This is a genomic window from Ensifer sp. 2TAB8, assembly GCF_052115125.1.
Classification (GTDB): Bacteria; Pseudomonadota; Alphaproteobacteria; order Rhizobiales; family Rhizobiaceae; genus Ensifer.
This window is the reverse complement of the sequence record NZ_JBFRGB010000003.1, coordinates 313,022-328,774: the sequence shown is the minus strand read 5'-3', so window position 1 is coordinate 328,774 and position 15,753 is coordinate 313,022. Positions and strand designations below refer to the sequence as shown.

Genomic DNA, 15,753 nt, shown 5'->3' with positions numbered 1-15,753 from the left:
CGCCAGCAGCGCCGCCGCCCTCGTCAGTGATCGGGCTTATAGACCTGCCCCCACCGAGACGTCAACAACGATCTTCAAAAAAACTTCAAAATTCGACAAGATATTGAAATTAAACACTTCTTTCCACTGTTGATAAACTTGGTCGATTTGGAAGATCAAATCCCCGAGCTTTCAGAGCGAAAATCATCCACTTTCGCCTCAGAGATGGCACCTCATCGCTATCCCGCTGGAATTAAGTCCGCGACATGCGTCGTGCGCTTGTCGTCAGCGCCGCCGCTTCACGGGTGAAATAGCCCCTGTTCTCCTTGACGATCTGCATCAGGAACTCGCGTACCGCCCTCACCCGCGGCACCGCCACCAGATCCCGGTGGCAAACCATCCAGTAGGTACGCTTGAGCTCGATCTCCTCCGGCAGGACGATTTGCAGATCCGGCTCTTCCCGCGCCATGAAATGCGGCAGCACGCAGAGGCCGAGCCCCTGGCGCACCGCCTTCAGCTGCGCCAGGATGCTCGAGCTTTGGAAATGCGCCCGCAATCCCGGCTGCAGTTCACCGAGATAATCAAGCCCCGGCGCAAAGATCATGTCTTCGATGTAGCCAACGAAGCGATGCGCAGCCAGATCGTTGCGACCCATGATCGGCGCGTGTTTCGAGAGGTAGCTGCGCGCGCCATAGACATGCAGCGTATAGGGGGTCAGCACCTCGGAATGGTAAGGACCGGCCTTCGGCGCCGTCAGCGCCACTTGGATATCCGCCTCCTTGCGCGACAGCGACATGATCTGCTGGATTGCCACCAGTTCCAGCGACACATTCGGATAGCTCACAGCAAAATCCGCCAGCCGATCGGCAAGGAAGAAGTTGCCGAAGCCTTCGAGCGTGCTCAGCCGCACGACACCACGCTGCGCCGTCAGGCCGTCATTGATGTCGAGCTGCAATTGTTCGGTCTCGCGCTCGATCCGCTCGGCCGTCTCAATGAAGCGCTGCCCCATGCTGGTCAGAACGTAACCGCGCGGATTGCGCTCGAACAGCTTCACCTTGAGCGCAAATTCCAGGCGGTCGATCCGCCGCGACACCGTGGCATGGCTGGTTCTGAGCCGCCGCGCCGCCGTCGACAATTGCCCGGTGCGGGCCACTGCCAGAAAGAACTGCAGATCGTCCCAGGTGAAATTCGGATTCATCGCCACTCCCCATCTGTTCGAAAATGAACAGACCCTGTTTGCAATTTACGGTTCGGGCCGCTTGCATCCAAGCGTTTTTTTCCGGATTGTAACGACCAGAGCCGACATCTGAGGAGCATGTCTGGCCAAATATGAACAGAACGAAATGAACGATCCGGCACCGCCACCTGGCGCGCCGGAACCCGCGCGTATTTTCACGCGACGGTTCACGTCTCTGGAGGAGGACACAATGACGAAGAAACTGATCGTAACATTGGCAGCCATGCTCGCCAGCAGCACGGCCGCTTTCGCCGATGCATCCGATGGCAAGGTCAAGATCGGCATTCTGAACGACCAGTCCGGCGTCTATGCCGATTTCGGCGGCAAATCCTCCTATGTGGCGGCGCTGATGGCGGTGGAGGATTTCGGTGGCAAGGTGCTGGGCGTGCCGGTGGAAGTCATCACCGCCGACCACCAGAACAAGGCCGACATCGCGTCCAACATCGCCCGCCAATGGTACGACACCGAGCAGGTCGACAGCATCATGGAGCTGACCAGCTCCTCGGTCGGCCTTGCCGTGCAGGCGCTGTCGAAGGAAAAGAAGAAGATCACCATCAACACCGGTGCTGCAACGACAGAACTCACCGGCAAGCAGTGCTCGCCCTATGGTTTCCACTGGGCCTATGACACCCATGCGCTTGCGGTCGGTACCGGCGGCGCGCTCGTCAAGCAGGGCGGCGACAGCTGGTTCTTCCTGACCGCCGACTATGCCTTCGGCTACTCGCTCGAAGAAAACACCAGCAACTACGTCAAGGAAAACGGCGGCACGGTCGTCGGCTCCGTCCGCCATCCCCTGGCGACCACGGACTTTTCCTCCTTCCTCCTGCAGGCGCAATCCTCCGGCGCCAAGGTGATCGGCCTTGCCAATGCCGGCCTCGATACGTCCAACGCCATCAAACAGGCGGCCGAATTCGGGATCGTCCAGGGCGGCCAGCGCCTCGCGGCCCTGCTCTTCACGCTCGCCGAGGTTCATGGCCTCGGCCTCGAAGCGGCTCAGGGGCTGACGCTGACCGAGGGCTTCTATTGGAACCGCAACGAAGAGAGCGCCAAATTCGGCAAGCGCTTCATGGAGCGCACCGGCAAGATGCCGAACATGGTCCATGCCGGCACCTATTCGGCCGTGCTTTCCTATCTGAAGGCGATCGAGAAGGCTGGAACCGACGATGCCGACGCCGTCGCCAAGGAGCTGCGTGCGCTTCCGGTCAACGACGTCTTTGCCGAGAACGGCACGGTTGCCGCCAACGGCCGCATGATCCACGACATGTACCTGCTGGAAGTGAAGAAGCCGGACGAAAGCAAGGAACCCTGGGACTACTTCAAGGTGCTCGCCACCATTCCCGGTGCTGAAGCCTTCATCGATCCGGCCAAGAGCGGCTGCGACCTCGTGAAGTCCTGACGCGATGAGCGCACCGGTCATCGAACCGAATGGCGCGCCGCGGGTGGTTCTCTCCGCCCGCGGCCTGCGCCGTGACTTTGGCGGCTTCACCGCCGTCAACAACGTCAATCTCGACGTCCATGATGCGCGGGTACATGCGTTGATCGGACCCAACGGCGCCGGCAAGACCACGGTCTTCAACCTTTTGACCAAGTTCCTACAGCCGACCGACGGCACGATCACGTTGCTCGGCGAGGACATCACCCGCACGGCGCCGGACAAGGTGGCGCGCATGGGCCTGGTGCGCTCGTTCCAGATCTCGGCGGTGTTTCCGCATATGAGCGTGCTCGACAATGTGCGCGTGGCGCTGCAGCGACCGAACGGGCTCGCGACCCAGTTCTGGAAGCCGATGTCGGCGCTCGACGGGCTGACGGCCAAGGCGGATCAGCTGATCCGTTCGGTCGGTCTCGACAGGGAGCGCAATGCGGTTGCCGCCGATCTTTCCTATGGACGCAAGCGCGTGCTGGAAATCGCGACCACCCTGGCGCTCGATCCCAAGGTGTTGCTGCTCGATGAGCCGATGGCCGGCATGGGCCACGAGGATGTCGGCATGGTCGCCGAGATCATCCGCGAAGTGGCGTGCGAACGCGCCGTGCTGATGGTCGAGCACAATCTCTCCGTCGTCTCGACGCTCTGTCATCACGTCACCGTGCTCCAGCGGGGCGAGATCCTGGCCGAGGGCGACTACGCGAAGGTGTCGGCGGATCCGCGCGTGCGCACCGCCTATATGGGCACCGAGGAGGCCTGACATGAAACCGCTTCTCAAAGTCTCCGGCCTCAACGCCTGGTATGGCGAAAGCCACATCCTGCACGGCGTCGACCTGACGGTCGGCGAAGGCGAGATGGTCACGCTGCTTGGTCGCAACGGCGTCGGCAAGACGACGACACTACGCTCGATCATGGGCATCGTGCGCAAGCGCAAGGGCGAAATCAGCTTTGCCGGCGCAGACCTGATGAAAGTGCCGCTGCACCGGGTCGCCCATCACGGCCTCGGCTTCATCCCGGAAGAGCGCGGCATCTTCTCGACGCTTTCGGTCCACGAAAACCTGCTGCTACCGCCGGCGGTCGCTAGCGGCGGCATGACGGTCGACGAGATCTTCGAGCTTTTCCCGAACCTTTACGAACGCCGCAGCAGCCCCGGAACGAAGCTTTCCGGCGGCGAACAGCAGATGCTGGCGATCGCCCGGATCCTGCGAACCGGCGTGCGCATGATGCTGCTCGACGAACCGACGGAAGGTCTCGCGCCGGTCATCGTCCAGCGCATCGGCGACGTGCTGAAAACCCTGAAGCAACGCGGCATGACCGTGCTTCTGGTCGAGCAGAATTTTCGCTTCGCCAGCAAGGTTGCCGACCGCTTCTATCTGATGGACCATGGCCAGATGGTCGGCGAGTTCCCGGTTTCGGAACTGTCCGCCCGCATGGACACGCTGCATGATGTGCTGGGGGTCTGAACCATGAGCACGATCTTCGGAATTCCCCTGCAGGCCTTTCTCGGGCAGCTGCTGATCGGGTTGATCAACGGCTCGTTCTACGCGCTTCTGAGCCTCGGTCTCGCAATCATCTTCGGCCTGCTGAGGGTCATCAACTTCGCCCACGGCGCGCAATACATGCTCGGCGCCTTCTTCGCCTGGATGCTTTTGTCGCATTTCGGCATCGGCTACTGGCCGGCGCTGATCATAGCACCCGTCGCCGTCGGCCTTGTCGGCGCCGTCATCGAGCGCACGATGCTGCGCCGCCTCTATACGCTCGACCCGCTCTATGGCCTGCTCTTCACCTTCGGCCTGGCGCTGACGATCGAAGGCACCTTCCGCTATCTCTATGGTGCGTCCGGCCAGCCCTATGCGACGCCGGCAGCGCTCACCGGCGGCACCAATCTCGGCTTCATGTTCTTGCCCATCTATCGCGGCTGGGTGATCGTCTTCTCGCTGATCGTCTGCATCGGCACCTGGCTGGTAATCGAGAAGACCAAGCTCGGCTCCTATCTGCGCGCTGCCACCGAAAACCCGGTGCTGGTGCAATCCTTCGGCATCAACGTGCCCTTCCTCCTGACGCTGACCTATGCGCTGGGTGCCGCCCTTGCAGCCCTTGCCGGCGTGCTTGCCGCGCCGATCTACCAGGTCTCGCCGCTGATGGGTTCGAACATCATCATCGTCGTCTTCGCCGTCGTCGTCGTCGGCGGCATGGGCTCGATCATGGGCGCGATCGTCACCGGCTATCTGCTCGGCGTCGCCGAGGGATTGACCAAGGTCTTCTATCCGGAGGCCTCCAACATCGTGATCTTCGTGATCATGGCCATCGTTCTCATGATACGGCCGGCAGGCCTCTTCGGCCGGGATGCTTGATATGACGCTGACACTCGACATCGAAAAACCGAAGGAAAAGGGTCCAGCCGTCGCGCAGACGGTGTTCCTTGGAATTGGACTGGTGCTCTTGATCCTGGCGCCGCTGTTCTTCTATCCCGTTTTCCTGATGAAGCTTCTCTGCTTCGCGCTCTTTGCCTGCGCCTTCAACCTCTTGCTCGGCTATACCGGCCTGCTCTCTTTCGGTCATGCGGCCTTCTTCGGCGGGGCTGCCTATTTCACCGCGCATGCGGTCAAGGAATGGGGTCTGCCGCCGGAGCTCGGCATCTTGGTCGGTGTCGCCGGCGCGGCGTTCCTCGGCCTGATCGTCGGATACCTTGCGATCCGCCGGCAGGGCATCTACTTCGCCATGATCACGCTGGCGCTGGCGCAGATGTTCTATTTCTTCTGCCTGCAGGCCGAATTCACCAAGGGCGAAGACGGCATCCAGTCCGTGCCGCGCGGCCATCTCTTCGGATTCATCGATCTTAGCCAGTCGACGAACATGTATTATTTCGTGCTCGGCGTCTTCGTCATCGGCGTCGCCATCATCTGGCGCATCATCCATTCGCCCTTCGGCATGATCCTGAAATCGATCCGCGAGAACGAGACGCGTGCCGTGTCGCTTGGCTACTCCGTGCGCAACTACAAGCTCGCCGCCTTCGTCATGTCGGCAGCGCTCACCGGCCTTGCCGGCGGGGTCAAGGCGCTGGTCTTCCAGTTCGCGACGCTGACGGATGTCGGCTGGCAGATGTCGGGCGAAGTGATCCTGATGACACTGCTCGGCGGCATCGGCACTTTGATCGGCCCGCTCTTCGGCGCCGGGCTGGTGGTGACGCTGCAGAATTACCTCGCGACATCGGAATTCCCGGTGACGATCATCACCGGCCTCGTCTTCATGGTCTGCGTGCTGGTCTTCCGCCGCGGCATCGTCGGCGAGTTCTATCATTCGCGGCTCGGCCGCAAGCTCGGTTTTGAACACAGACAATAACGGCGCCTTCCCCGCCCGCGGCCCGTGGGCGGAACGGAGCCAAAGCCCGGCCCGGATTTAGCAGGGACCGAGCCCCGAACATTGAGAGAGAACCATGGACACGTTCGACTATATCGTCGTCGGAGCGGGGAGTGCCGGCTGCGTGCTTGCCAACCGGCTTTCCGAAAATCCGAGCCATCGCGTCTTGTTGCTGGAGGCAGGCGGCCGCGACAATTACCACTGGATCCACATCCCGGTCGGTTACCTCTATTGCATCAACAATCCGCGCACGGACTGGTGCTTCACGACCGCCGCCGAAGAGGGCCTCAACGGCCGCTCGCTCGGCTATCCCCGCGGCAAGGTGCTCGGCGGCTGCTCGTCGATCAACGGCATGATCTACATGCGCGGCCAGGCGAGTGACTACGACCACTGGCGTCAACTCGGCTGCGCCGGCTGGGGCTGGGACGACGTTCTGCCGCTCTTCAAGAAGTCGGAGGACCACTATCGCGGCGCCAACGATATGCACGGGGCCGGCGGCGAATGGCGGGTGGAGAAGGCCCGCGTGCGCTGGGCCGTACTCGATGCCTTCCAGAAGGCTGCCACCGAAGCCGGTATTCCCGAGACACCGGATTTCAACCGTGGCAGCAACGAGGGCTCCGGCTATTTCGACGTCAACCAGCGCTCCGGCATCCGCTGGAATACGGCCAAGGCGTTCCTTCGTCCGGCGCAGAAGCGCGGCAACCTCACCGTTCTCACCAAGGCGCATGTGCGCAAGCTGATCATCGAGGGCGATCGCGTCGCCGGCGTCGAGTTTCAGCATGACGGCATGGTCAAGCGCGCCCGCGCCGGCCGCGAAACGGTGCTCTCCGCCGGCGCGATCGGCTCGCCCCATATCCTCGAACTCTCGGGCATCGGCCGTGGCGACGTGCTTCAGGCAAACGGCATCGAGCTTCGCCACGAACGCGCCGGCGTCGGCGAAAACCTGCAGGATCACCTTCAGCTCCGCATGGCCTACAAGGTCACGGGGGTACCGACGCTCAACGAAAAGGCCAACTCGCTTTTCGGCAAGGCATCGATCGGACTGGAATATCTGTTGAAGCGCTCCGGGCCGATGGCGATGGCGCCGAGCCAGCTCGGCATCTTCACCAGGTCCGGCCCGGAGAAGGAAACCCCTGATCTGCAATATCACGTCCAGCCGGTCTCGCTCGACAAGTTCGGCGAGCCGGTCCATTCCTTCCCGGCGATCACCGCCAGCGTCTGCAATCTCCGACCGGAAAGCCGCGGCTCCGTGCACCTTAAAGGCCCGGACTTCGCCGCCGCACCGGACATTCGGCCGCGTTATCTGACGGCGGAAGCCGACCGCAACGTCGCCGTCAACGCCATCCGGCTGACGCGACGGATCGTCAAGCAGCCCTCCTTCGCCCGCTTCAACCCGGTCGAGTTCAAGCCGGGCCCATCCTATGAGACCGAGGATGATCTGAAGCGCGCCGCCGGGGATATCGGCACGACGATCTTCCACCCGGTCGGGACCTGCCGCATGGGCACGGACCCGGAGAGCGTCGTCGATCCGGAACTGCGCCTGCGCGGGCTCAAGGGGCTGCGCATTGCCGACGCCTCGATCATGCCGACGATCACCTCCGGCAACACCAATTCGCCGACGATCATGATCGCTGAAAAGGCCGCTGCCATGATCCTGGCGGCCAATCGCTAGCGAAAGTGCAGGGAGGCTTTACGTCAGAGAACACGAGATCCGGTGCGATCGAAGATGCTGATTCCATGCCGGATTCGGCCCGAAGATCGGCAGCGGATAACGGTAAACTGGCCGAAATGCGACGCGAAACGCTTAAATCTCGGTGCTTGAGCCCCTATATCATGCCGTGACGGCTCATTTTGAGCCCAAGCAAGATAAGGGGTTTTGATGGCAATGCAGCGATTTGGGCGTTTTGGACGAGCTCTGGCAATGATGGCGATCGGCTTGACAGTCGCGCTGACAGTTGTGGACGTCGCCGAAGCGCGGCGTTCGGGTGGCGGCTTCGGCAGCCGCGGCACCCGCACCTTCTCGCAGCCGCCCGTAACCCGTACCGCGCCGACCAACGCGGCACCGATCGACCGTTCGATGACGCCGCGCCAGGATGCCGGTCCTGCTGCTACCAATCCGGCAGCCGGCCAGACACGCCCGACCAACGCTGCCCAGCCGAACGCCCGTCCCGGCTTCTTCAGCGGCTTTGGCGGTTCGCTGCTCGGCGGCCTCATGGTCGGCGGTCTGATCGGCATGCTGATGGGTGGCGGCTTCGGCGGCGCTGCCGGCTTCCTCGGCCTGATCGTGCAGATGCTGCTGATCGGTGGCCTGATTATGCTCGCCATGCGCTTCTTCGGGCGCAACCGTCAGCAGACGGCCTATGCCGGCCCGTCCGAGCGGTCGTCGGCCCAGTCGGCGTCGAGCGGTATGCCCTCGTTCAAGATCCCGAGCATCGGCGGTGCCCAGTCGAATGGCCAAGCCGGCGGCCAGGCGAATGCACGCCCGACGGCAACACCGGCACCAGTACCAGCTACTGATGGTCCGGCCGATGAAATCGGCATCCAGGGATCCGACCTTGAGCAGTTCGAAAAGATGCTGAAGGACGTGCAGGCCGCTTACGCCGAGGAAGATTATGGCACGCTGCGTCGCCTGACGACGCCGGAAGCCATGTCCTACCTCGCCGAAGAGCTGAGCGACAACGCAACGAGCGGCGTCAAGAACGATGTGCGCGACGTGCATCTCGTCCAGGGCGATGTGGCGGAAGCCTGGTCCGAAAACGGCACCGACTACGCGACCGTTGCGATGCGTTATGAAAGCATCGACGTGATGCGTGACCGCACCACGGGCAAGGTGATCAGCGGCGATCCGGACAAGCTGACCGAAGCGGTCGAGCTCTGGACCTTCGTTCGCAAGCCCGGTGCTGAATGGCAGGTTTCGGCAATCCAGGGCGTCAGCCACGACTGACGCGAAACAAAGCCTATAAGAAAGGCCCGGTCGGCGTCGCCGCACCGGGCCTTTTAATTTTCGGGATCACACGATCACATGGACGCGGGCATAGCATCCGGCGGCGAGAGGATTTCGTTGATCAGCTCCCGGAGCCAGCGGTGAGCCGGGTCGCCATCACGCCGCCGATGCCAGATCTGCCGGAAGGAAAAAGGCGGGATGGCGAAGGGCGGCGCGAAAATGGCCAACGGCCCAGTCTCCCCCTCGCGCGGCAGGATACGCCGCGCAACGGTGAGTACCAGATCGGTTCCGAGCACGAGACCGGGCGCCGCACTCCAATGGGGCAGCGCCAGCGCAATGCGGCGTTTATGTCCGGCAGCCGAAAGCGCCAGGTCGATCTCGTTGCCGGTATCGCCACGCAGCGAGACGAGAATATGCGGCCGCTCCAGGTACGCGGCAAGATCCATCGCCTTTTCGTCACCAAGGCTCGCGCCATCGGCCAGACAGGCGAAGTATTCCTCAAACAGCAGCGACGTCCTCAAATCCTCGGCCAGCGTCGGAAACACGCCGAGCGCCAGATCGATCTCGCCGTCTATCGTCTGCGACATCATCACTTCGCGGCTCGCCTGGCTGACGATGAGATCGACGTTCGGCGCCTGCCGGCGCAGCACCGCCATCAATTGCGGTAGCAGAACGAGGGCGGCGTAGTCGGACATCGCCAACCGAAAGACATGACGCTCACGCCCCGGATCGAACGGCTGGGATCCCACGAGTTGGCGCATATGCGCGAGGGCCTCGGCAAGCCGCGGCGCGATCTCCAATGCGCGTACAGTCGGCTCGAGCTGTCCGCCATGACGCACCAGCAGCGGATCGTCGAAGAGGGCGCGCAAACGCGCCAGCGCATGGCTGACCGCTGGTTGGCTTTTGTTCAGCCGGAGAGCCGCACGCGAGACGTGGCGTTCCGCCAACAGGGCGTCGAGTACGACGAGTAGGTTCAGGTCGATGCCAGCCAAATTATTCATCATATGAATATAGCACGTAAGAAAATGGAATTTCCATTCTTCGTATCAATGAGAGAGAAAGGGTCAATGAAGAAGGAAAAAACAATGCCCAATCTCTCCTCCCTCCTGTTGCTTGCCGTGGCGATCTTCGCCGGCGCCGTCGTCCCCCTCCAGGCCGGCGCCAATGCCAACCTTGGCCGCCTCCTCGGTCATCCGCTCTGGGCGACGGTCGTCTCGCTCGGTGTCAGCCTCGCGCTCATCCTGCCGATGCTGATTGCCTTCCGGGCGCCGTTGCCCAGCCTTGCTGTGGCATTCAAGGGTCCGTGGTGGATCTGGATCGGCGGCCTCGCCGGCGTGATCTACATCACCGCGGCTCTCCTCCTTGCGCCGAAGCTGGGCGCGGCAAGCTTCATTGTTGCCGTCATCGCCGGCCAGATGGCGATTTCCATGCTGATCGATCACTACGGCCTGATGGGCTTCCCGGTGAAACCGGTCAATGCGGCACGGCTGACCGGTCTGCTCTTCATTGTCGGCGGCATGGTGATCACGCAGATCGCCAATGTCACGCCGGCCTTGGCCAACGCAACGCGATAGCCGTAGCCCGGTACAGCGGCAGCCAAACTGGCTGCCGCTTGTCACACGAGAAACGCGCATGGTATTGGCTAACCATGTCGAACGAACCCCATTTGATGGCCTGATCTGCCCCGCAAGGCGGGGCTTGCATCTGTGAGCCCAGAACCGTCCGCCTCTTGCGCGGGCTTATCCTGTTCGCGTCGATCTCATCTCACCTGCCCCATGCGGCCGACCCGAGATCGATTGCGTCTCATCGGGCTCTCCTATGGACCATTCCAAACTTTGGGGCGATGCCGCCTTTCGGCGCATCAGCCTCGTTCTCGCCGTCGATTCCGTCTGCTCCTGGATGCTCGTCGCCGCGTTGCCGCTCGTTGTTGCAACCCGCTTCGGCGCCGGTGCGGAACTGGTCAGCAGTCTTGCCTTGCGCCTGCTGCCGAGCCTCCTGCTTGCGCCGATCGTCGCGTCGCTCCTACGACGTAGCGGCCCGCGGCTTCCTGTGTTGTGCTCCCTGTCGGTGACCGCCGTCGCCATTCCCGGCCTTGCACTTGCGCCGAACGCGATGACATTGCAGATGATCGTGTTGGTAATCGGCGCTGCGGATGCGGTGATCACGCCGGGTCTGTTGACGCTGCGCGCCGCCGTCGTTCCAGCCGGCCGCAACATGGAGGCCAACACCGCCTTCCAGGCGATCGACCGCTTCGCAAAGATCTTCGGGCCACCGGCAGCAGGTCTCGCAGCCGCCTCCACCTCGATCGTGACAACGCTTGTTGCGCTGGCCCTCGCCCAGATCGGGGCAGTCCTTCTGCTGATGCTTCAACCGGGCGACAAGCCGGTGCGACAGAACGCGGCCCCCTCGCACACATCGGGCTTCGGGCGAGAAACCATTGCGATTTTCCGCGAGAACCCCTTGATCTGGGCTTTGCTGCTCCCCGCCTTCGGCTACATGGTCTCGCTCGGTGCGCTGCAGCCGTTCCTGTTCTGGCTCAATCGTGACCAGTTTCATCTGGGCCCGGAGATGTGGACCTTGCTATTGGCGGCACAGGGTGCCGGCGCCCTGATTGGCGCCTTCGTCTCACACCGGTTGGCAGGGGCTTTGACCACTACGCGGGCGCTGCTTCGCGCCTATCTCCTCTCCAGCCTGCTCGAAGGCCTTTCGACCTTTGCGCTGATTTTTGCCCCCAACTACCTGGCGGCCAGCACACTGCTGATCGTCGGCGGCATACCGGAGATGATCGCCTTCGCCACGTACTTTACCCTCGTGCAGCGCTGCCTGCCTCTGGAGCGCCAGACGGTACTTTACGCCATCAGCTTGCCACTCATGGATGCCTGCTTGATCGCCGGCATCGTCTCTGGAGCCTTGTATACCAGCAATCTCCTGTCCCTCGGGCAGTTCTGGCTGTTTGCCAGCGCATGCGCCGTGCTGCCGGTTCTGCCCTTCCTCGCGTGGCGCAGGCGAACGACCGACCGCTGAAGCGACGTCCCCGCGGCAAAAAGATCAACGCCAGCCGTAACTTGCGGCTGGCGCGTTTCGCATCGACTGGCCATACTCGCTCCGGGCTAAAAGGGGTGTGGTATGCAGGATCGGCTGTTCATTGGTGGCAAATGGGAAAAACCGCGGCGCGGCGGCACGCTTGAGGTGATCGACCCGGCGACGGAGGAGGTCATCCACCGCGCGCCGGCCGCAACGTATGAAGACGTGGACAGGGCCGCAAAGGCCGCCCGCATCGCCTTCGACAGCGGCTCCTGGCCGAAACTGTCAGGCGCCGAGCGTGCGGTCTATCTCCGGGCGATCGCCGCCAAGATCGAGGAAAAGCGCCACTCGCTGGCGCGGCTCGAAGTCGCCGACAATGGCAAGCCGCTGCCGGAGGCGCTCTGGGACATCGACGATGCCGCCGGCTGCTTTCGTTTCTATGCCGGCCTCGCCGAGGAACTGGACGCCAATCCGGAAGAGACGATCGCCGTCGGCGACAGCCGCTTCACCGCGCGCGCCGTGCGCGAACCGCTTGGCGTCGTTGGCGCCATCACGCCGTGGAACTACCCGCTGCTGATGGTCTCCTGGAAGGTGGCGCCGGCGCTTGCTGCGGGCTGCACCATCGTGCTCAAGCCTTCCGAGCTGACGCCGCTGACGGCACTGGAACTCGGTGTCATCGCCGAGGAGATCGACCTGCCGCCCGGCGTGCTCAACATCGTCACCGGCACCGGCGCGGATGCCGGCCAGCCGCTCACCGAACATCCGCTGGTCGACAAGCTTGCCTTTACCGGCTCTGTCGTCACCGGCCGCAAGGTGATGATGGCCGGCGCCCAGGACATCAAGAATGTCAGCCTCGAACTCGGCGGCAAATCGCCCTTCGTCGTCTTCGCCGACAGCGACATCGACAAGGCGGTCGAATGGATCATGTTCGGCATTTTCTGGAACCAGGGCCAGGTCTGCTCGGCGACTTCGCGGGTGCTCGTCGAAGAGGGGATCTACGAAACMGTCGTCAGGCGTCTTTGCGAAGAGGCCGCGAAAATCAAGATCGGCCCTGGCCTGGAGGACGGCACGCTGCTCGGGCCGATCGTCTCCCGTGGCCAATATGACAAGGTGCTGGGTGCCATCGACCGCGCCCGGCAGGACGGTGCCACGGTCGCCGCCGGCGGGGGGCGCCCGGCCGGCCTCAACAGCGGCTACTTCCTCGAACCGACCGTGCTCACCGACATGCGCGAGGACAGCTTCGTCTGGCGCGAGGAGATCTTCGGCCCGGTCGTCTGCGTCAAGCCCTTCCGCGAGGAGGCAGACGCGATCCGCATGGCCAATGACAGCCGCTTCGGCCTTGCCGCGGCCGTCATGTCGGCCGATCGCGAGCGCTGCGAGCGCGTCGCCCGGGCCTTTCGCGCCGGCATCGTCTGGATCAACTGCTCGCAGCCGACCTTCACCGAGGCGCCCTGGGGTGGCTACAAGCAATCGGGCATCGGCCGCGAACTCGGCCGCTGGGGTCTTTCGAACTATCTGGAAACCAAGCAGATCACCAGCTTCGACGCCGACGAACCCTGGGGCTGGTACCTCAAGGAATAGGGCCGATCAGGGCGCAGACGAACCCGCGTCAAATTCCTTTCATGCGTTTGTGAAATAAGCCGACTAACGATGGCATCATGCAAGGTTGTCGTGGAACACACGGAATCCGGAGGCTCAGATGAACAGGTCGAACGACGAAAGCGAAACGCAGGACTGGTTGGAAGCGGAACTGGCCGACACGCTGGACGAGGACTATGAGCTCGAACTCTCCGAGCCGGCGCTGTCGGAAGAGATCCGCAAGATCTATCGCAAGAACCACCCGCCATCGATCCCGCGCATCGATTACTTTCGCTCGCTGCTCCGGCTGCAGTCGGAGCTGATCAAGCTTCAGGACTGGGTGGTCTACCACAAGGAAAAGGTGGTGGTGATCTTCGAGGGACGCGACTCCGCCGGCAAGGGCGGCGTCATCAAGCGCATCACCCAGAGGCTCAATCCGCGCGTCGTGCGCGTCGTCGCACTGCCGGCACCGTCCGACCGCGAAAAGACGCAATGGTATTTCCAACGATACGTGCCGCATTTGCCGGCCGGCGGCGAAATCGTGCTGTTCGACCGCTCCTGGTACAACCGCTCCGGCGTCGAGCGCGTCATGGGCTTTGCCACCGAGAACCAGGTCGAGCAGTTCTTCGACGACGTTCCGGAATTCGAGCGCATGCTCGTCCGCTCCGGCATCCGGCTGGTCAAGTACTGGTTCTCGATCACCGACGAAGAGCAGCAGATGCGCTTCCTCGTGCGCATTCACGACCCGTTGAAGCAGTGGAAGCTTTCGCCGATGGACCTGCAGTCGCGGGTACGCTGGGAAGGCTACACCAAGGCCAAGGAAGAGACCTTCGCTCGCACCAACATCCCGGAAGCGCCCTGGCATATCGTCGAAGGCAACGACAAGAAGCGCGCGCGGCTCAACTGCATCGATCATCTCCTGACGCAGATCCCCTACGAGGACGTGCCGCACGAGGAAATCTCCCTGCCGGAACGCGTCTTCAATCCGGACTACGAGCGCAAGGTGCTGCCACCGGAACTCTACGTGCCGTCGAAATACTGACGCGCGCGGCCCGCTCGCCCGGTAGCAGTTGAAAGCGAGGCGGCACCCGCCTGCCTCGCTTGCAATATCCCCCCGAAAATCGGAGATTGCCGTGAAACGACAGTTTCATGGAATCGACATGAGCCCCAAAGAACGGTCCTTCCTCACGCGTGTGCGCCAGGTGTTGCCGGAACTTCATCCGGCCGAACGGCGGCTGGGGGACTTCCTCTGCGATTTTCCCGGCGAGGTCGCGAGCTACTCGGCCCAGGAGCTGGCGGCGCTGGCGCATGTGTCGAAGGCGACCGTCTCCCGTTTCATCCAGCGGCTCGGCTACGACAACTACGAGGAAGCACGCCGGCATGCCCGCGCCGACAAACAGACAGGCTCGCGTCTGTTCCTCGCAACCGCCACCGACAGCGGCGGCGAGCAGTCGCTCACCTCGCACGTGGCGCAAGGCGTCGCCAACATCGAGGCGACCTTTCTCGCCATATCCGAAACCCAGGTGACGGCGGCGGCAACCGCCATTCTCGGCGCCCGCAAGGTCTGGGTCATCGGCTTCCGCGCCAGTCATTCCTTCGCCACCTATCTGCAATGGCAGATGACCCAGGTGATCGAGAACATCGCGGCCATCCCGGGCGGCGGTCAGACACTCGGCGAACATCTCGTCAGCATCAACAGCAGCGACGTCGTCATCCTCTTCGGCCTGCGCCGGCGCGTCTCCCTGATGGAGCCCATCCTGGCGCAACTCGAAAAGTCAGGCGCGCACCTGCTCTACATCACTGACGAGGGCGTACCCTTCCTCAACCAGGCGGAATGGCACTTCCGCTGTCAGACGCTGGCGCCGGGGCCGCTGTTCAACCACGTCTCGGTCATGGCGCTCTGTCATCTGCTCACCACCCGATGCATTGAAATCGCCGGAACGTCCGGCCGAAATCGCCTCCGCGGCATCGAAGCCATCAACGATGCGCTCGAGGAATTGTGAGCGCAGATTGGGCATTTGCCTGAAACGCCAGAATATTTTTCAAGCAAGCGAAACCTGAGTTTCAGTCGCCTCGCTAGCGATCTGTTTCCGCGAAGCTTTTGATACCAAATGAGAAACCTCGGTTTCTCACAATATGGCACGAAATCTGCATTCCATGAACCATGCGACCGAACGGCTTCGTCCTTTCGCAGCGCATCATAGAATC

The 15,753-nt window shown here is 62.7% G+C and carries 14 protein-coding genes; 12 read left to right on the top strand and 2 right to left on the bottom strand.

Annotated elements, in window-relative coordinates:
- Positions 1 to 232: 232 nt before the first annotated feature.
- Positions 233 to 1,177: a LysR family transcriptional regulator gene (locus AB4Z53_RS09575; protein ID WP_113541055.1), complete on the bottom strand. Its 945-nt coding sequence runs from the start codon at positions 1,175 to 1,177 to the stop codon at positions 233 to 235.
- A gap of 229 nt (positions 1,178 to 1,406) precedes the next feature.
- On the opposite strand from AB4Z53_RS09575, the gene AB4Z53_RS09570 reads away from it, so the two are divergent.
- From AB4Z53_RS09570 to AB4Z53_RS09540, 7 genes are all read left to right on the top strand, one after another.
- Positions 1,407 to 2,612 (top strand): ABC transporter substrate-binding protein, encoded by a 1,206-nt coding sequence (locus tag AB4Z53_RS09570; protein ID WP_441595640.1) that lies wholly within the window; start codon positions 1,407 to 1,409, stop codon positions 2,610 to 2,612.
- 4 nt (positions 2,613 to 2,616) lie between these two features.
- Entirely contained in the window at positions 2,617 to 3,399 is a 783-nt protein-coding gene (locus AB4Z53_RS09565) for an ABC transporter ATP-binding protein (protein ID WP_291156561.1), read from the top strand.
- A gap of 1 nt (position 3,400) precedes the next feature.
- Entirely contained in the window at positions 3,401 to 4,102 is a 702-nt protein-coding gene (locus AB4Z53_RS09560; protein ID WP_441595639.1) for an ABC transporter ATP-binding protein, read from the top strand.
- A gap of 3 nt (positions 4,103 to 4,105) precedes the next feature.
- Entirely contained in the window at positions 4,106 to 4,993 is an 888-nt protein-coding gene (locus AB4Z53_RS09555; RefSeq protein WP_113541051.1) for a branched-chain amino acid ABC transporter permease, read from the top strand.
- Entirely contained in the window at positions 4,986 to 5,981 is a 996-nt protein-coding gene (locus AB4Z53_RS09550; protein WP_441595638.1) for a branched-chain amino acid ABC transporter permease, read from the top strand. The genes AB4Z53_RS09555 and AB4Z53_RS09550 overlap by 8 nt, the downstream gene beginning before the upstream one ends.
- Positions 5,982 to 6,075: 94 nt before the next feature.
- Complete coding sequence (locus tag AB4Z53_RS09545; RefSeq protein ID WP_441595637.1) at positions 6,076 to 7,671, top strand: GMC family oxidoreductase; 1,596 nt, start codon at positions 6,076 to 6,078, stop codon at positions 7,669 to 7,671.
- 252 nt (positions 7,672 to 7,923) lie between these two features.
- Complete coding sequence (locus AB4Z53_RS09540) at positions 7,924 to 8,943, top strand: Tim44 domain-containing protein (protein ID WP_441595649.1); 1,020 nt, start codon at positions 7,924 to 7,926, stop codon at positions 8,941 to 8,943.
- 74 nt (positions 8,944 to 9,017) lie between these two features.
- On the opposite strand, the gene AB4Z53_RS09535 is transcribed toward AB4Z53_RS09540, so the two are convergent.
- Positions 9,018 to 9,944 carry a LysR family transcriptional regulator gene (locus AB4Z53_RS09535; protein ID WP_441595648.1) on the bottom strand — a complete coding sequence of 309 codons (927 nt, stop codon included), beginning with the start codon at positions 9,942 to 9,944 and terminating at the stop codon, positions 9,018 to 9,020.
- 84 nt (positions 9,945 to 10,028) lie between these two features.
- On the opposite strand from AB4Z53_RS09535, the gene AB4Z53_RS09530 reads away from it, so the two are divergent.
- The 5 genes from AB4Z53_RS09530 (at position 10,029) to AB4Z53_RS09510 (ending at position 15,548) form a co-directional block, all read left to right on the top strand.
- On the top strand, positions 10,029 to 10,517 hold the full coding sequence (locus AB4Z53_RS09530; RefSeq protein ID WP_223725712.1) for a DMT family transporter: 489 nt from the start codon (positions 10,029 to 10,031) through the stop codon (positions 10,515 to 10,517).
- Between the two features lie 244 nt (positions 10,518 to 10,761).
- Complete coding sequence (locus AB4Z53_RS09525; protein WP_441595636.1) at positions 10,762 to 11,967, top strand: MFS transporter; 1,206 nt, start codon at positions 10,762 to 10,764, stop codon at positions 11,965 to 11,967.
- A gap of 102 nt (positions 11,968 to 12,069) precedes the next feature.
- On the top strand, positions 12,070 to 13,548 hold the full coding sequence (locus AB4Z53_RS09520) for an aldehyde dehydrogenase family protein (protein WP_113541045.1): 1,479 nt from the start codon (positions 12,070 to 12,072) through the stop codon (positions 13,546 to 13,548).
- 118 nt (positions 13,549 to 13,666) lie between these two features.
- Positions 13,667 to 14,587: a polyphosphate kinase 2 gene (gene ppk2, locus AB4Z53_RS09515; RefSeq protein ID WP_441595635.1), complete on the top strand. Its 921-nt coding sequence runs from the start codon at positions 13,667 to 13,669 to the stop codon at positions 14,585 to 14,587.
- A gap of 118 nt (positions 14,588 to 14,705) precedes the next feature.
- A complete protein-coding gene (locus AB4Z53_RS09510) occupies positions 14,706 to 15,548 on the top strand; it encodes a MurR/RpiR family transcriptional regulator (RefSeq protein WP_113541043.1) in 843 nt (280 codons plus the stop codon).
- The last annotated feature ends 205 nt before the right edge of the window (positions 15,549 to 15,753 follow it).